This is a genomic window from Natronosalvus caseinilyticus, from assembly GCF_017357105.1.
In the GTDB taxonomy this organism is placed as follows: Archaea; Halobacteriota; Halobacteria; order Halobacteriales; family Natrialbaceae; genus Natronosalvus; species Natronosalvus caseinilyticus.
Genome location: NZ_CP071596.1, coordinates 1,120,613 through 1,135,501, shown reverse-complemented (window position 1 = coordinate 1,135,501; position 14,889 = coordinate 1,120,613). Strand labels below are relative to the sequence as shown.

Below are 14,889 nucleotides of genomic sequence, written 5' to 3'. Positions count from 1 at the left end.
CGCGAATTGAGGAAGCAGTCGAGATGCGAACACTACTGGTACATACATCCTCTGTATTCAGCACGCTATTTTTGACAGCGCCCCGATAATTCGATCACGATTTGCTGAATACAGAGGGCGAATGCAGCACGAGATTTAACTCGATCTCCGAAGAGGTAATCGATCAGTACAGGCGAAGTAGTGATCGTGGCGATCAACCGCGGTGACCTCGAATAAAACGAAGCCTCACAATCTATATCGAGTCGCCTTAGGGTTCTCGAAGAGGGTGGCTAGAATAGCATGGGAAGCGTTGACTTCGACCGCTGAACACCGAAGATAGTACCCTACCCGCTAATTGGTACGCCACCAAATATGAGGATCGCGATCAGCCAGTAGGCGACGTAAAGCCCGCCGAGTAGATACCCGTGCCACCGCTTCAGTTCGCCCGCATAGAGGAAGTACGCGGCGAGTGCCGTCATGAGAATTACCGACGGCAGGTGGAACGTCAGCACCGACCGGGAGATTTCGAGATCGCTCACTAACATGATCACCCCCACGTTGGCGGTCACCGAGAAGAGAACGCTCCCGATAACGTTCCCGACGCCGATCTCGGGGACCCCTCGACGAACCGGTTCGACCGTCAGCATTACGTCCTCGAAGGTGAGGATCACCGTTAGCATGGTCGCTCCGAAAACGGTCTCTTCGATGCCGAATCCGTCAATCACGACTTCCGATCCCGCCTCCAGCATCATCGACGCCACTACGATGCCCGCCAATGCGAGGATAGAAAGAGCAAGCCAGATCCAGCCCGCGGCAGATCGACCGCCAATGAGGCGATCCTCGGGGATTGTCGAGACTGCTGACGGGAGGGCTATGCCACCATCGGCCTGTATCTCCTTGCCCAGTTCGGTGTTCCGGAACACGGGCATGTCGCGCTGATATTCGCGGACGATGATATAGCCGAAGACCGCGACAAACGCGCTGAGTAGTAAGAGTCCGTGAACGAGGGTCAGTGTCCCGGCAAGGACGAACGGAAGTAACAGAAGGGGTGCCAGTGCAAAGAGGGCGACGTAATCAGGCGGGAGATCGACCGGGAACGGCTTGATGATCGCCGCGAGCGCGAGCGTTACGCCGATAATCGCTAAGCCGGTTCCGAGCGCCGTCCCGAGCGCCGCTCCCTCGAGACCACCGCCAGACAGAACAAGCGCGAGAATCGTATCGTCGAATTCGAATCCCGTGAAAAGAATCGCGAGGGCGAACAACGAGATTTTCAAGCCGAACGCCGTGCGCGTGAGATAGCTGATGAGTTTCTCAACGCAAACCGTCAGCAAGATCCCACCGCCAGCGAGGACGAGTAATGCACCCAGTAGTCCTTGACCTTCGACGAAGCCCTCGATGAGCCCTTCAATACCGCCCTCTTCTTCTGCGTCTTCGCCCTGTTCCTGCGCGAGTACTGGGGTGACGATTAGGCAGACAGCGAGTAGTACGATGAACCCTGTGGTTAGTACCCGTGTTCGATCCATAGGAGACACACGCGGGGTCCGAATATGAAACTACAGATGCATGTATACTCTCCCGTTGGAAAAGTCTACATACACGCTCTTTAAAGGGCGAAATTCCTTACAATTATCGTATACGGGAGCAGGGGTTGCGTCGAAAGTAAGCATCCGTATGTATCGGTTGGTTCCTCCCAGAGATGGCGAAATAATTGAACTGGCTGTGCTGCATACATCCTCTGAGTCGCTCACGTCGTTTCTGAAAGGAGCCGGGCAATTCATTTGGTGTGTGCTGAACTCAGGGCGCGTATCCAGCACTCATCCGCCGCATTATCACCTACATACTGGTACTCTATCGAATGGCCGGATCAGCGCCAGGCGTGCTGGGCCCGCGCTCTGATCCAGGCGGACTGGACGCTCCGGGACAGTTCGGACCACTTGACCACGAGGAAGCCCCCGAAGATCACCAAGAACCCGGCTAACGTGACCGCAGGCAGGTGCTCGCCCAGCCAGGCCCACCCGACGATGGTGGCGACGACGGGGACGACATAGACTACGAGGTTCGCCTGGTGGGGCCCGACCCGGTCTAGCAGCGAGAAGTACGCCACGAAACCCATCGTGGTTGCGACTATCGCGAGGTAGAGGTACGATCCGATGAACGTCGGGGTGAGGGCGACGGCCTGGGGTTCGCCCGACAGGAGACTCCCGACGTGGAGCACTGCCCCGCCCAGCGCCAGCGAGAGGCCCGTAGTCGTCGCTGCGGGCATGTGCGACCCGCTCTTGCGGATCCCGATCGATCCGAGCGTGACGCCCGTGATGGCCGTCAACACCAGCAGCTTGCCCCGGAAGCCGTCGCTGAACAGCGCTTCAGGTGTCGGGCGAACGACGAGGACGACCCCCACTAGGCCGATGAGGACGCCGACCAGCGCCCGTCGGGAGAGACGCTCGGCGGGCAATAGCACCCACGCGAGGACGACCGTCAGGATGGGGCCGAGACTGTAGATGATCGCCGCGACGCCGGCGGTCGTGTACTGCTGACCGAGGTAGAGGAAGCCTGTGGACCCGAAGAACAGCAGACCTCCCGCGAGAACGGCCAGCCAGTCGGCGCGCCGATGCGGACGCCAATCCCGCAGGACGAACGCGGCGTAGGCGACCAACAGCAGCGCCGCCAGGTCGTACCGCAGAGCCGCGAACAACAGCGGCGGCGCGTCGGCTAATCCAGCCTTGATCGCCGGGAAGGCGGCGCCGAACGCCACTCCCATGAACAGAAAGAGCCCAGCAGCTCTCTGGGCAGACATAGGCACGGTATGCTCCCCGAGGAGATACCCCTGTCGGCGCGATGAAGGGAACGTGGAGCGATCCTGAACTCGTCCTCTGTATTCAGTAATCTCTCTCTTTGACAGATTCTCGGTAGATGATTCGGGTCGTGCAAGATACACAGCGCAAATGCAGCAGTGAGAGAGCCGCTTAGTGTAGTGATACAGATCAATCAGTATACTTGGATTGATTAATGCCCCTTCGTGTATTTCCGGGGGTAGTGTCTGAAGAGGGGTGTTTCACAGTGTCGATGGGCTCACTAGACAACGTATTATAGCGGCCGTGCGTATCCGTGACATGGGCTCGTCCATCAACGATATCGAATTCATCGCCAGTTCGAATCACCGCGTCGGGGTGCTTGACGCACTCGCTGATGGACGCTGTGACCGGGACGACCTGCGATCGGCGACGGGCGCGTCGTCCCCGACCATGGGACGCGTTCTCGGCGACTTCGAGGAGCGGCACTGGATCGAACGGATCGGGCGAATGTACCAGTTGACACCGCTTGGAACCTTCGTTGCCGAGCGGTTCGTGGACCTGCGCGAAGCGATGGACACCGAGCGCAGGCTGCGCGACGTCTGGCGGTGGCTCCCGCGCGAGATGGAGGGCTTCACCGTGGACCTGTTCGCGGATGCCGTTGTCGCCTACCCGGGGCCAGGCTACCCGTACGAACCCGTAGCACGAGTCATCCAGCTGGTCGAGGGAAGTACCTCAATGCGTGGATTAGGGACGACGGTGTTCAAGTCGATCGCCAATGAGACAGTCTGTCTGGCGGTCCTCGACGGCATGGAGTTCGAGTACGTGTATCCGCCGGACATCCTCGCGGCAACCGTCGCCTGGGACCCAGAGATGGTCGAACGGGCGGCTACCCGTGATCACTGCACCGTCCTGGTCCACGACGACCTCCCCGACAGAGAGCGGTGTGGCATTGGCATCTTTGACGATCGCGTCGGCATCTGCTGTCACGACGCCGATACCAGAGCGCTGCGGGCGTGGATCGATACGGATGCACCCAAGGCTCGGGAGTGGGCCCTTTCGGTCTTTGAGCACTACCGCCGGGGGGCGCGGCCAGCAGACGAGACCGATATGGATGCACCCGTCCCGGAGGAGCTTACGGTCCCATGATGCGACCCGACAGCCAGTATGGAGTGCGCTCGGCGGTATCCTGACGGACTGCTTAGCACCGAAATTGGTAGCCCGCTAGTGAGAGTTGGTGATTAGCCTAACGAAATCCCGTGTTGGGCACGTCGTCACATTACTTTCACTCCGTGAAATATTTCACTAGGCATTTACATTTAAGTGGCGCTTGTAGCATCTCGTGCGGAGAGATGACCGAACATGACTGAAACCGAACTGGAGGATTTTCTAATCCTTCGAAACCTTGATGAACCGATCCCTGAAGACACGTTCGAAGCCGCCGCCGGAAAGGCCATGGAGGTTCTGGAGTACCTCACCGACGAGGGTGTTGGCATTCGGTGGATGAAATCGGATGTGCGGACTCGGGAGGACGGAGCGGTCACTGGCACGTTCTGTCACTATCAGGCTGAGAACGAGGAGGCGCTATACGAACACGCCGACCGTGCGGGACTTCCGGTGACCCGGATCGATCTCCGTGGTGCGACCCTGGAAAGTGGATCTCGGTGAGACAAATGCGCTATGTAGTTACCATGGAACACAGCACGGAGAACTGCTGGGCACGGGAAGAGAACGAAGAAAAAGCTGGCGAGTGGATCGACGGCATGGCTGAGAAGGCCGAGGAAGCTGGCGTTGAAATACACGGGGCGTACGTCTGCCCGAACGAACACACGTTCTACTTCGTCCTGGAAGCCGATTCCTTCGAAGGAGTCTCTACGTTCCTCGGACCACCCTTGCTCACCGACCACGATGCCCACATCGCGCCCGTCGTCTCGTTTGGCGAGGCCGAGCGCGCCGTCCGGTGAAAAACTCCAAACCCCCTATCCCCGGTCGTAATTGGATGCGAGATAGCGCGAATATGAAACGGCTGAGAGTCGATCTGCATAGGGTAGTAATCGGTCAGTACAGGCCGAGGCGTTACCGCAGCGGTCGAGCAGCAAGCGCTGCACCCGCGAGCGACCACCGGGAGCGAGCGGCCTTTTTAGCGTAGATTTTTGGAGGAGCGGTGAGCGAGCGACGCAAGCGAACCCGACGAGAAAAAGGTACTTCTGCAGAGCTATTGAACGGTTCATTCGGTACAGATCATTCGGAACAAACGAAATCAGTTTGCTGAATCCATCCTCTGAGCCCTGTTTAGACGCTCCTGGATGAACGGGTTAGGAGTTATTTGACTAAACAGAATCCGATGGTAAGCACCTCACAGTACGGTTTCATACTATGAGAGCGAAGCGTTAGTGCCGATCTCGGTCGCGTCTAAACAAGGCCCATCCTCTGTATTCAGCATACAGCTTCTGACAGCTGCTGGGGAGTTCTAAACGGACGCGATGCGTACAGAGCACGTATTCACCAAATTGGCGCGATCGGTGAGGCATTTTCCCGCTTGCGCTGAAAGAACGGGGGTCAGGTTATTTTTCGGGTCGGTCGACGGCCCCGAGCTGTTGCATCAATCCGAGAGTATCGGGCTGAACCCATCGTTCGGCGATTTTGCCATCTTCGATGCGGGTGAAGACCATATTTCCGACCTCGAAATCTCGGCCAGTTGGCTCGACACCCATGAATTCGCCCTTGTGGGTCCCTCGAAGGGTAACCCGCATCGCGACGGTATCTCCTTCGGCGACGATGTCCTCGACGGTGGCCGAGAAGTCCCCGAACGCGCTGCGAAGGAATTCCATCTGATCCTCGAGTTCCTCGAGGCCTCGTGCCTCCCCGAGCGGGCTGTGGTCAATTACGTCCTCGGCGCATATCTCCTCGAGAACGTCGGTGTTTCCCTTCGTCGCTACTTCTTCCGGGAAGCGACGTGCAATTTGCTTGTTCTCCTCCGTCGTGGTTGTGGCGGCCATGTCTGTCACCATCTATCATTAGGTTCCGCACGTGCATAAGATAGTAGGAGACGTTCTCACAAGAAGCGGGGTCGGAAACTACGAGCAACTGTATCGGCGGTCGTCTGTAGCCGGGTCGGAGCTCGTACCAGAGAAGCCTGTGTGCGGTTCCATTTCCCGAGCCGATTCGACCCCGCTCAAATAGGGCTACAGTGATAGATTCGCAGCTTCTATTTCGGTTGGTTCGGCTACGACCGCTCGAAATAGCTGAAGGAGTCGTGCTGCATAGGACCTCTCTATTCAGCAGGGCGCTTTTGCCAACAACTCGCCAGTTCCGATCTTGCCTGCTGCATACAGAGCGCGAATGTGTCACGGCTTCAAAGCCAATTTACCAGGGAGAAATGATTGCTGATCGACGACGCCACCCCTGGAGCCAGTGATCCGTTACTCAATACGCCCCACGGAGATCATGACCTCAGGTGTACGCCTACGACTGGGCCTCTCGGGGGCACGGAATGCTGACTTCGTCAGCCTGGTCGTTGAATGATTCAAGAACCGGTTGGAGGTCGTCAAATCTGCGCCCCTTCGCTACTCTGTTCGTCTTTGGGTCCCAGTCGATGAAACCGTAATCATCCAGCAGGGGAAGATGTTTATGGTACAACGCGATTTCGAGATCTCTTCGTTCCTCCCCGTCATTGAGAATGGCCTCGGGGACCTGTACGCCATCTACTGGTTGGTCGTACAATTCGGCCAGGACTCGGCGACGCGGGCCAGCGGACAATGCCGTGAAGATTAGGTCCATGGCCTTTCTTCTGACGGGACTACAAAAAAGAAATTGCCAAATTATTTTGGGTAAAGCCTCTTAGAACTCAAGAAAAGCGGAGGGTATAAAGTCGGCGTCAGTCCGTCGAGCTAATGAGTAGCGATTACTCAGTAGAAGACAAGTCGTTGCTGGGGCGAGGGACAATCTCTCCGATCAGCTACTAAAGTAATTGGCGAGTAGATTTAACAATGATGGATTCAATTATTCAGGCGACTTCGAATATACGACGGAAACCCATTGATATACGTGACTGAAAACGATTCAACTCCCCTTATATTGCTTGTAGAGGATAATCCTGGCGACGTTCGGTTAACTCAGATAGCCTTTCAAGATGCTGGATTTGACGTAAGAACCCATGTCGCCTTAGATGGAGTTGAGGCAATCGAGTTCTTAGAAGACGAAGAAGCACCATGCCCTGATTTGATATTGCTGGATTTGAATTTGCCCCGCAAAAACGGATTTGACGTGTTAGAGGAGATTAAGAGCGATTCTGAACTGAGGCAGCTTCCAGTGATTGTGCTGACCAGTTCGGCAAGCAGTGATGATGTTATTTTGAGTTATGAACAACACGCGAACGCTTACTTGACGAAGCCTACCAATCCTGGGTCGTTTGTCGATCTAATTCAGTCTCTGGGGGAGTTTTGGATTGAGAAGGTTCGGATGCCGTCCTATTCGTAAGGAATCAGAGCCAAACAGCGACTACCACCAGAAACGATAGAGACCTCAGTGGGTACGTTCGAAAATCTGCCAATCAATATATTCAACAAACTTCGACTGGAACAAATTAAACCAGATTGCTGAACTGATCCTCTGTATTCAGCAGCCTATCTGACAAAATCTGAGCAGAACGTTCAGTCTCTGCTGAATACAGGGCGCGAATGATGCACGACATTTGGCTCGATCAGCGAAGACGGTGATCGCTCAGTACAGCGAATACATGTAGCGGGCTATTCAGATAATATCAAGGTGAAAAAGGAGGACCCGTGCTATAGTTCATCTTCCATTTCGGCTACAAGACGGACCATCGTCTCCAACTGCGGAAACCCCCGATACCGAACGGAGGAACTGCGTCCATCATACTCGATAATTCCGGCTTCTTCCAATTTTGGCAGTGTAACATGCTGGAGAGCGATGGCTGCCTGCTCCCGAGTGTCGATGGTATCGTCATGCTTGCATCTGTGCGTGATGAGGGCTTCGTACGACGCCACAGTGGGCGTTGATTCCTGAAAGTAGTAGAGGACCGAACGGCACCACTCATTTGCAAGCACAGAACACACGTCACCAACTGCGATATCTGCCTGTAAGGAAGCGGACTCATCGTCATTAGTGGCAGGTGGCATACGACACGTACCAGTCTTAGGTGGGAGAGTGTGTGTCTTGATCAATCCGGTTATTTTTATACCGTCCACTCCCAGTCAGTCGGAGTTGGCTACTGAAGAGAGCAACACAGAGCGAAGTACCTTCTCGTTGCCCCGACGAATGCGGTCTGATAGTGCCTGCTTTGAGAGGCTAAGTTCGTCCGCCAACTCGTCGAGGGAGGTTTCTCGTGGCGTGCCGAAATATCCCCGTTGGAGGGCGAGGACGAGCGCTTCGCGTTGTTTCTGCGAGAGGTTGAGCTGGTGGCCACTGCCGGTCGTCTCTTGCAACGTGTAGGTGCGTTCGATGAAGAGTGGGAAGTCATGAGCGACGCAATAGTTGTGAAATTGTGAGAGGGCATGGTGATTGTTAAAGCGAAGTCGAAACTCCCACGTGTCGCCCCCGCGCGCTTCGAGGACGGTTGCGTTCGTCTGTGCAATCCCTTCCATGAGGTTGTCCTCGCGGGGAACGTTCCATTCGACCCGATACAGACCGCTGTCCCCGATTCTGTCGAGGGCGCGGAGTTCTTTCACGTAGGGACTATCACGTACCTTCGTTTCGAACGCGTTGAAGTCGGTTCCGGTCGCCCACACGAACGGCATTTCCAATGTCCCTGTCGGGACAATTCGTTCAAGTTCAATACGCATCACCGGTGGCCCTGACAGCACCCTACCGAGTGTAAACGCCTCTGCCTCAATTGTGAACTCTACGATGACGCTCATTACCGTGACTATACACGCGCTACACTCGTATGGATTCTCCTGCTTTTGTGGGGAGGTCTAATACGGAAGTGCTCAATCAGTACGTGTAGTATGCGGGTGGTTCACCGGTTTCGACGTGAAACAAACGAAGTCGTCGTGCTGCACTCATGCTCTGTATTCAGCACGCCACTTTTGACAGCGCCTCGGTAGTTCGATCACAATCTGCTGAATACAGGGCGCGAATGTAGCACGCGATCTGGCCCAATTTGCGAAGGGGTGATCAATTAGTATAGATAAATTACATATAAATACCAATAGATACGAAAATATTGTCTTCCGAACTTGTGATTGGAGAATCAGATGTTGTTCAAATACTGTCGTCGCTGCTCCATCTTCTCTCGCTCTGATCGTTGATCGTAGTGCTGTGCGAGTACCTCCTGACTCACGTTCGCTCTATCACCGACCGCCGTCTCCGGCACGTCGCTGTTGAGGTGGTGAGTTATAGACCCTCGCCGAAAGGCGTGTGGACTGACGCTCGAGGGACACGAAGACGATCCGGTCTCGCCCGTCGCCTCACACGCCTCGAGATCGCGGTCGTGTGGACATTTGCCCGAGTAGACGCATGGACGCGTGTGCTGGTAGCAGTACTTGCGTAGCGTACTGATCGCTGCCCGACCCTGGACCGTCGCGAGCAACGGTCGACGACCGTGGTCGTCGGTCACGTCGGGTCGCCGATCCCTGATCCAGTCGTCCAGCAGGATGCACGTGCCGCCCGAGAGCGCGACCATGCGCTCGCCACGCCGCTGATTCTTGATCGGCGTTCCCGACTCGGGGCGGTGCCTGACCTCGAGACACTGCCCCTCCGGGTCGTAGTCCTCAAGGTCGAGTGCGCGGGCGGCTCCGACGCGCATCATCGTGTGCCAGAACAGCGACAGCGTCACGTGCTCGAGAGAAGCGTACTCGTACCGCTCGAGGTACTCGAGCATCGGCTCCGCGTCCTCGGCGTCGAGCATCACGTCTCGCGTATTCTCGTCCGGCGTGACGTTTGGCGACAGGACCTTGAGGTGGAGATCCTGTTCGACGCCGTCGATGCTCTCGAGCCACCGGATAAACACCCGCAAAGTGTCCATCTGTGTCTTTTCGCTGGTCTTCGAGAGGTCGCCGACGTTCCGCCGCCACAGCCGGTACTCGTGCAGTCGACGGCCGGTAAGGGTGTTCAGGTTCTCGATGTCTCGCTTGCCACACCAGCGGAGGAAGAAGCCGAGCCGCATCCGGTGGGAGTAGATGGTCGCCTCCGAGCACTCGGTTTCTCGTTCAGCTAGGTACAGTTCTAACGCGGTTTCGGGATCGATCGGTTCGAGTGTCATGGTTCGTTGGGTCGCGAACCACACGATGACGGCGACCAAATGGTGGGAAATAACTCGAAATCCCTGAAACGCCGAAATCCGGGCTGAATTACCATTAATTCCCCCGATACGGTGTAACCCCGTCGCGCTCGCTACGTTTCGTCACAGTTCGAATCCACCAGCCAGCGGCATGGTGTTATAAACCTACTGCCGCCAGCCCTACTGGAGACCGTCACAGTTCGCGTTCCAGCGGCCACCATCGTGTAATTCGTTATAACCAATGGCCTCTGGAGCCGGCTGTCCCAACTCACCACCGGTCTCGAGTCACGAACCAATGTGTATTGGACAGAAACTTATGCGACTTCGGAATATTGGCTGCCACGATGAGTTCATCGTCCGACTCGGAGACGGAGCTTTACACCCGCATTCATCAGCAAAAAGTCGTTTCTTCGCTGGGAAGACGGGCGCTCGAGACGGACGACATCGATCGACTCATGCACGACGCAGCGGCGACAGTCGCGGAGACGCTCGACTGTGAGTACTGCAAGGTGCTCGAGTTGGTCCCCTCCGGGAACGTCTTCCTGCGACAGGGGGTGGGCTGGCAGGAGGGGATCGTCGGGGAGGCGGAGGTGCCGACGGATACGAACTCGCAGGCTGGGTACACGCTCCTCTCGGAGGAACCGGTCGTCGTCGACGACCTGCGGACCGAAGAGCGATTCAGTGGACCGGACCTCCTCACCGATCACGACGTGGTGAGCGGCATTAGCGTCATCATCGGCACCATCGACGATCCGTGGGGGATCCTGGGCGTCCACACGACGGACCAGGCCTCGTTCACCGACCACGACGTCGACTTCGTCCAGAGCGTCGCCAACCTCCTCGCCGCGGCGATTGAGCGCCACACCTACCAGGACGAACTCGAGGAGACGGTCGCGGAACTCCAGAAGTTGAACACGCGCCTCGAGAAGTTCGCCAGCATGCTCGCCCACGAACTCCGGAACCCGGTGACGATCGGCCAGATCTACGCCCAGCACCTGCCGGAGGAGGCCGCGCCGAAGGCGGTCGAAAACGTCGTGGAGTCGTTCGACCGGATCGAGAACATGATCGACGTGATGCTCGTGTTGACGCGGCGTGGGGACGCCGTCGGGGAACGGCACCCGTGTCACTCGCCGAGATGGCTCGAGACGTCTGGGACGACGTGGAGACCCGTGAGGCGACCCTGGCGGTCGATGGCGACCTCGTGATCGAAGCGGACGAGGTGTACGTGCGACACCTGTTCAGGAACCTGTTCGAGAACGCGATTCGACACGGCGGATCGGACGTGGCGATCGAGGTCGGAGCGGTGGCGGACGGGTTCTACGTGGCCGACGACGGGAGCGGCATCCCGCCCGAAGACAGGGAGCTGGTGTTCGAGCCGGGGTTCACGACGGCCGCCGACAAAGACGGGACCGGACTCGGACTGGCGTTCGTCGACCGACTGGCCGGCATCTACGACTGGGACCTGCAGTTGACCGAGAGCGACGCCGGTGGAGCGCAATTTGAGTTTCGAGACGTGACCGCCAGCGAATCGTCACCCTGACCGACCCAGGCCCCCCTCGAGCACCGAGCCAGCACAACCTCGGCCACGCCCCACGATCAGACGAGACCACGAAACGCTACGACCGCGAGGACGCCGCCACAAAGCGCCAGGAGGATGTTCTCCGTTCGCCACGCGATTGCCAGGACGACGGCTCCGGCGGCCCACTCGACCGGCCCGCCCGACGCCAGTTCCGGCCCCAGGATGGCGATCACGATCGCCCCCGGGAGCACCGACAGGCCGGCCTCGAGGCGGTCGCTCACCTCGAGTCGGCTCAGGACCCATAGTCCGCCGACCTTCGTGAGGTAGGTGAGGACGGCCATCGCGAGGACGACGGCGACGACGAACGGATCGAGCGAGAGCCATCCCTCACGCATCGTAGCGGATCACCTCGAGGACCGCCGCGGCGAGTCCGCCGAGGAGGATGTACCAGCGGCCGGGAAGCATCGACGAGGCGGCCAGCGCCGTGGCGAGGGCGACGAGCCAGGGGACGAGCGTCGACCGGCCGTCCCACAGGTCGGCCGCGAGCGCGAGGAAGACGGCGGCGAGGATGAAGTCGAATCCGTACCTGGCCGGATCACCGATGACGCCACCGGCGAGGACGCCGACGACCGTCGAGGCGACCCAGAAGGTCCAGATCGCGATGCCGCTGCCGAGGAGGAAGGCGCCGCGGCCGCTCCCGGTTTTCAGGTCGCGAACGGTGAGCGCCCAGTTCTCGTCGGCCATCAGGAAGAGGCTGCCGTAGACCTGGGCGGGCGAGAGGTGGCGAAACCAGCGCTCGAGGGCGGCGCCCATGAGCGAGTACCGGAGGTTGACGGCGACGGTCGTCACGAGGATCGCGGTGACCGGAAGCGGGTCGGCCCAGAGCTCGACCGCGATGAGCTGTGAGGCACCGGCGACGACCGTCGTGCTCATCAACGCGGCTTCCGCGACGCTGAGACCGGCCTGGTTCGCGACGACGCCGAAGGCGACGCCGTAGCCGGCGACGCCGAGCGCGACCGGGATACAGGTTAGAAAGCCGGTTCGGACGCCCTCGAGGGAGAAACTGACAGCGGAATCGGGGGCGGCATCTGCCGATGAGGAGTAGTCGTGGGATGGAGCCATTGAGCGGTGTACTGTTTACTCGCGTAGAGGGTGGTGAGCGCGAAAACCGTCTCGGTTCCCCCAACAACTGACCGCTTTCTGTGAATCGGGAGTTCGAACCGACTACACTACAGCGATTCCCGAAGCACCCATACGCCCTCGAGCAGCTCGATCCGTTCCGAACTCGAGTCGCCCACCGCCAAAATCGCGGGAGGGGATACGGTCTCGCGGTCGAAACCGTCGCCCGTGTGTGACAATCCCTCTGTCTGACGTAGACTTAAGTGAATTCGGTTCTGTAGTACGTTCAGACACACTCGCAAGTGTGGAGGATCTCCAGGATGGGATTGTTTACAGGACTCAAAGATAGCATCTCTCGCGCGACGGATCGGCTCTTCTCCGAGCAGGAGCCAAAGCGGATCGGCATCTATGGCCCCCCAAACGCCGGGAAGACGACCCTCGCGAATCGTATCGCCCGTGATTGGACCGGTGACGCCATCGGTACCGAAAGCCACATTCCCCACGAAACCCGGCGCGCTCGCCGGAAAGAAGACGTCGAAATCGAGCGAAACGGCAAGTCGGTGACCATCGACATCGTCGACACCCCCGGCGTGACGACGAAAGTCGATTACGAGGAGTTCACCGACGAAATGGAGAAAGACGACGCGATCAGGCGCTCTCGAGAGGCCACGGAAGGCGTCGCCGAGGCCATGCACTGGCTTCGCGAGGACGTCGACGGCGTCATCTACGTACTCGACAGCGCCGAAGACCCGATCACGCAGGTCAACACGATGCTGATCGGCATCATCGAATCGCGCGACCTGCCCGTGCTCATCTTCGCGAACAAGATCGACCTCCCCGAATCGAGCGTCAAGCGGATCGAGGACGCCTTCCCCCAGCACAAGACGGTCCCGCTGTCGGCGAAGGAAGGAGAGAACATGGACGAAGTGTACGAGAACATCGCGGAGTACTTTGGATAACCATGCCTGAAGCAACCAAAGCCGACGACAACCGCCACGACGGCGTCCAGATCGACCTCATCAGCGGGGAACGCATGGAGGGTCTGGCGAGCATGGAGAAGATCCGGATGATCCTCGACGGCGTCCACGACGGAAACATCGTCATCCTCGAGGAGGGGCTCACCCCGGACGAGGAGAGTCGCCTGATCGAGGTGACGATGGCCGAGATCAGCCCCGACGAGTTCAACGGCATCGAGATCGAAACCTATCCGAAGTCCGGCACCCGCGACTCCTCGCTGCTCGGCCGGATCATGGGCAACGACGAGTCGCCGAAGAAACTCACCGTCATCGGGCCGGCGAACCAGATCGAGACCCTGCACAAGGACGAGACGCTCATCAGCGCGCTCGTCTCCCGGAGCTAACGACGACGAATGCCACACCAGTGTACCACCTGCGGCCGGACGTTTCCCGACGGATCCAAAGAGATGCTCTCGGGGTGTCCGAACTGTGGCGGCAACAAGTTCCAGTTTGCGCCGGCGTCGTCCGGCAGCGCGACCTCGAGTGGGACCGACACCGACACCAAGGCAGCCACCGGCGGTCAGTCCGGCGGTATCACGCGAGCGTCCGAGTCCAAGTCCGAGTCGGCGTCCTCGAGTGAGGGTGTCGGTGACGGTGACGGGCGCGGGATTACGCAGTCGGGTTCGACGTCCGGATCCACCTCGACGTCGGAATCAACGGCGACGAGCCGCACCTGGCCCCAAACTGCGAGCGAACCCGCCTCGACCGAGCAGGACGACGCGCCAGCGGAGTTCACCGAGTGGCCCGAGTCGGCACGACGGCCCGACGATCGCGGTCGAGCGGAAAAACACACCGAGCGGTCCGCACCTCGAGCGGACGACTCGACCGTCGAAGCAGGTGACACCCACACCGAACCCGAAGGAAGTGAGGGGGACGAGGACGCCGCCCAGGCGAGCGCCCGGAGCGACGTCGTCTCGAGCGACGAACTCCCCACTTCGAGTGCGACCGGCCCGGCCGAAGAGCAGGCAGGTCCCGACGTCGAAAACGGCCGCGTCGTCAGCGAACCGACGGACGACGAGCGTCCGTCGCTCGAGGACCTCCGCGAGGAACTCAACGAGCAGTTCGAGAGCATCAAGATCCTCAAGCCCGGCCAGTACGAACTCAACCTGATGGAACTCTACGACCGCGAGGAGTACATCGTCTCCCTGCAGGAAGACGGCCGGTACGTGATCGACGTGCCGGACTCCTGGCGCGACAGCGAGTGAATCCAGGAAGGCAACGCCA

General features: G+C 58.8%; 18 protein-coding genes. 9 read left to right on the top strand and 9 right to left on the bottom strand.

The features are described 5' to 3' along the window. Positions 1-323 precede the first annotated feature (323 nt). Both J1N60_RS05540 and J1N60_RS05535 read right to left on the bottom strand, forming a co-directional pair. Positions 324-1,502, bottom strand: coding sequence for a sodium:calcium antiporter (locus J1N60_RS05540; RefSeq protein ID WP_312911356.1), 1,179 nt, complete (start codon positions 1,500-1,502; stop codon positions 324-326). A 341-nt stretch (positions 1,503-1,843) separates the two neighbouring features. Next, positions 1,844-2,773, bottom strand: coding sequence for a DMT family transporter (locus J1N60_RS05535; RefSeq protein ID WP_312911355.1), 930 nt, complete (start codon positions 2,771-2,773; stop codon positions 1,844-1,846). A 316-nt stretch (positions 2,774-3,089) separates the two neighbouring features. Here J1N60_RS05535 and J1N60_RS05530 point away from each other — a divergent pair, with 316 nt between their 5' ends. The 3 genes from J1N60_RS05530 (at position 3,090) to J1N60_RS05520 (ending at position 4,732) form a co-directional block, all read left to right on the top strand. Next, the gene (locus tag J1N60_RS05530; RefSeq protein ID WP_312911354.1) at positions 3,090-3,917 is read left to right on the top strand and encodes a helix-turn-helix transcriptional regulator; all 828 of its coding nucleotides are present in this window, start codon (positions 3,090-3,092) and stop codon (positions 3,915-3,917) included. 213 nt (positions 3,918-4,130) lie between these two features. Beyond that, positions 4,131-4,436 carry a DUF4242 domain-containing protein gene (locus tag J1N60_RS05525; protein WP_312911353.1) on the top strand — a complete coding sequence of 102 codons (306 nt, stop codon included), beginning with the start codon at positions 4,131-4,133 and terminating at the stop codon, positions 4,434-4,436. Between the two features lie 23 nt (positions 4,437-4,459). After that, positions 4,460-4,732 carry a DUF3303 family protein gene (locus tag J1N60_RS05520; protein WP_312911352.1) on the top strand — a complete coding sequence of 91 codons (273 nt, stop codon included), beginning with the start codon at positions 4,460-4,462 and terminating at the stop codon, positions 4,730-4,732. A 600-nt stretch (positions 4,733-5,332) separates the two neighbouring features. Here J1N60_RS05520 and J1N60_RS05515 read toward each other — a convergent pair. Both J1N60_RS05515 and J1N60_RS05510 read right to left on the bottom strand, forming a co-directional pair. After that, positions 5,333-5,779, bottom strand: a complete 447-nt coding sequence (locus J1N60_RS05515) for an ester cyclase (protein ID WP_425499327.1) — start codon at positions 5,777-5,779, stop codon at positions 5,333-5,335. 454 nt (positions 5,780-6,233) lie between these two features. Then, complete coding sequence (locus J1N60_RS05510; protein WP_312911350.1) at positions 6,234-6,548, bottom strand: DUF7344 domain-containing protein; 315 nt, start codon at positions 6,546-6,548, stop codon at positions 6,234-6,236. A gap of 267 nt (positions 6,549-6,815) precedes the next feature. On the opposite strand from J1N60_RS05510, the gene J1N60_RS05505 reads away from it, so the two are divergent. Next, positions 6,816-7,247 (top strand): response regulator, encoded by a 432-nt coding sequence (locus tag J1N60_RS05505; RefSeq protein ID WP_312911348.1) that lies wholly within the window; start codon positions 6,816-6,818, stop codon positions 7,245-7,247. 308 nt (positions 7,248-7,555) lie between these two features. Here the strand turns inward: J1N60_RS05505 and J1N60_RS20585 are convergent, their stop codons facing one another. The 3 genes from J1N60_RS20585 to J1N60_RS05495 form a co-directional block, all read right to left on the bottom strand. Further along, positions 7,556-7,909, bottom strand: a complete 354-nt coding sequence (locus J1N60_RS20585; RefSeq protein ID WP_425499326.1) for a DUF7344 domain-containing protein — start codon at positions 7,907-7,909, stop codon at positions 7,556-7,558. 75 nt (positions 7,910-7,984) lie between these two features. Then, positions 7,985-8,647, bottom strand: a complete 663-nt coding sequence (locus J1N60_RS05500; RefSeq protein ID WP_312911347.1) for a helix-turn-helix domain-containing protein — start codon at positions 8,645-8,647, stop codon at positions 7,985-7,987. Positions 8,648-8,982: 335 nt separating this feature from the next. Continuing rightward, on the bottom strand, positions 8,983-9,993 hold the full coding sequence (locus J1N60_RS05495; RefSeq protein WP_312911345.1) for a tyrosine-type recombinase/integrase: 1,011 nt from the start codon (positions 9,991-9,993) through the stop codon (positions 8,983-8,985). Positions 9,994-10,355: 362 nt separating this feature from the next. Here J1N60_RS05495 and J1N60_RS05490 point away from each other — a divergent pair, with 362 nt between their 5' ends. Continuing rightward, positions 10,356-11,216 carry a sensor histidine kinase gene (locus J1N60_RS05490; RefSeq protein WP_312911344.1) on the top strand — a complete coding sequence of 287 codons (861 nt, stop codon included), beginning with the start codon at positions 10,356-10,358 and terminating at the stop codon, positions 11,214-11,216. Next, positions 11,171-11,551 (top strand): sensor histidine kinase, encoded by a 381-nt coding sequence (locus J1N60_RS05485; RefSeq protein WP_312911343.1) that lies wholly within the window; start codon positions 11,171-11,173, stop codon positions 11,549-11,551. The genes J1N60_RS05490 and J1N60_RS05485 overlap by 46 nt, the downstream gene beginning before the upstream one ends. Positions 11,552-11,607: 56 nt before the next feature. Here J1N60_RS05485 and J1N60_RS05480 read toward each other — a convergent pair whose 3' ends face one another. Further along, on the bottom strand, positions 11,608-11,925 hold the full coding sequence (locus J1N60_RS05480; RefSeq protein WP_312911341.1) for an AzlD family protein: 318 nt from the start codon (positions 11,923-11,925) through the stop codon (positions 11,608-11,610). Beyond that, positions 11,918-12,652 (bottom strand): AzlC family ABC transporter permease, encoded by a 735-nt coding sequence (locus J1N60_RS05475; RefSeq protein ID WP_312911339.1) that lies wholly within the window; start codon positions 12,650-12,652, stop codon positions 11,918-11,920. Before J1N60_RS05475 ends, J1N60_RS05480 begins: the two co-directional genes overlap by 8 nt. Before the next feature lie 317 nt (positions 12,653-12,969). Here J1N60_RS05475 and J1N60_RS05470 point away from each other — a divergent pair, with 317 nt between their 5' ends. The 3 genes from J1N60_RS05470 to J1N60_RS05460 are packed head-to-tail and all read left to right on the top strand — an operon-like array spanning position 12,970 to position 14,870. Further along, the gene (locus J1N60_RS05470) at positions 12,970-13,608 is read left to right on the top strand and encodes an Era-like GTP-binding protein (RefSeq protein ID WP_253432329.1); all 639 of its coding nucleotides are present in this window, start codon (positions 12,970-12,972) and stop codon (positions 13,606-13,608) included. A gap of 2 nt (positions 13,609-13,610) precedes the next feature. Beyond that, complete coding sequence (locus J1N60_RS05465; protein WP_312911337.1) at positions 13,611-14,009, top strand: DUF2073 domain-containing protein; 399 nt, start codon at positions 13,611-13,613, stop codon at positions 14,007-14,009. 9 nt (positions 14,010-14,018) lie between these two features. Continuing rightward, positions 14,019-14,870: an OapC/ArvC family zinc-ribbon domain-containing protein gene (locus J1N60_RS05460; protein WP_312911336.1), complete on the top strand. Its 852-nt coding sequence runs from the start codon at positions 14,019-14,021 to the stop codon at positions 14,868-14,870. Positions 14,871-14,889 lie beyond the last annotated feature (19 nt).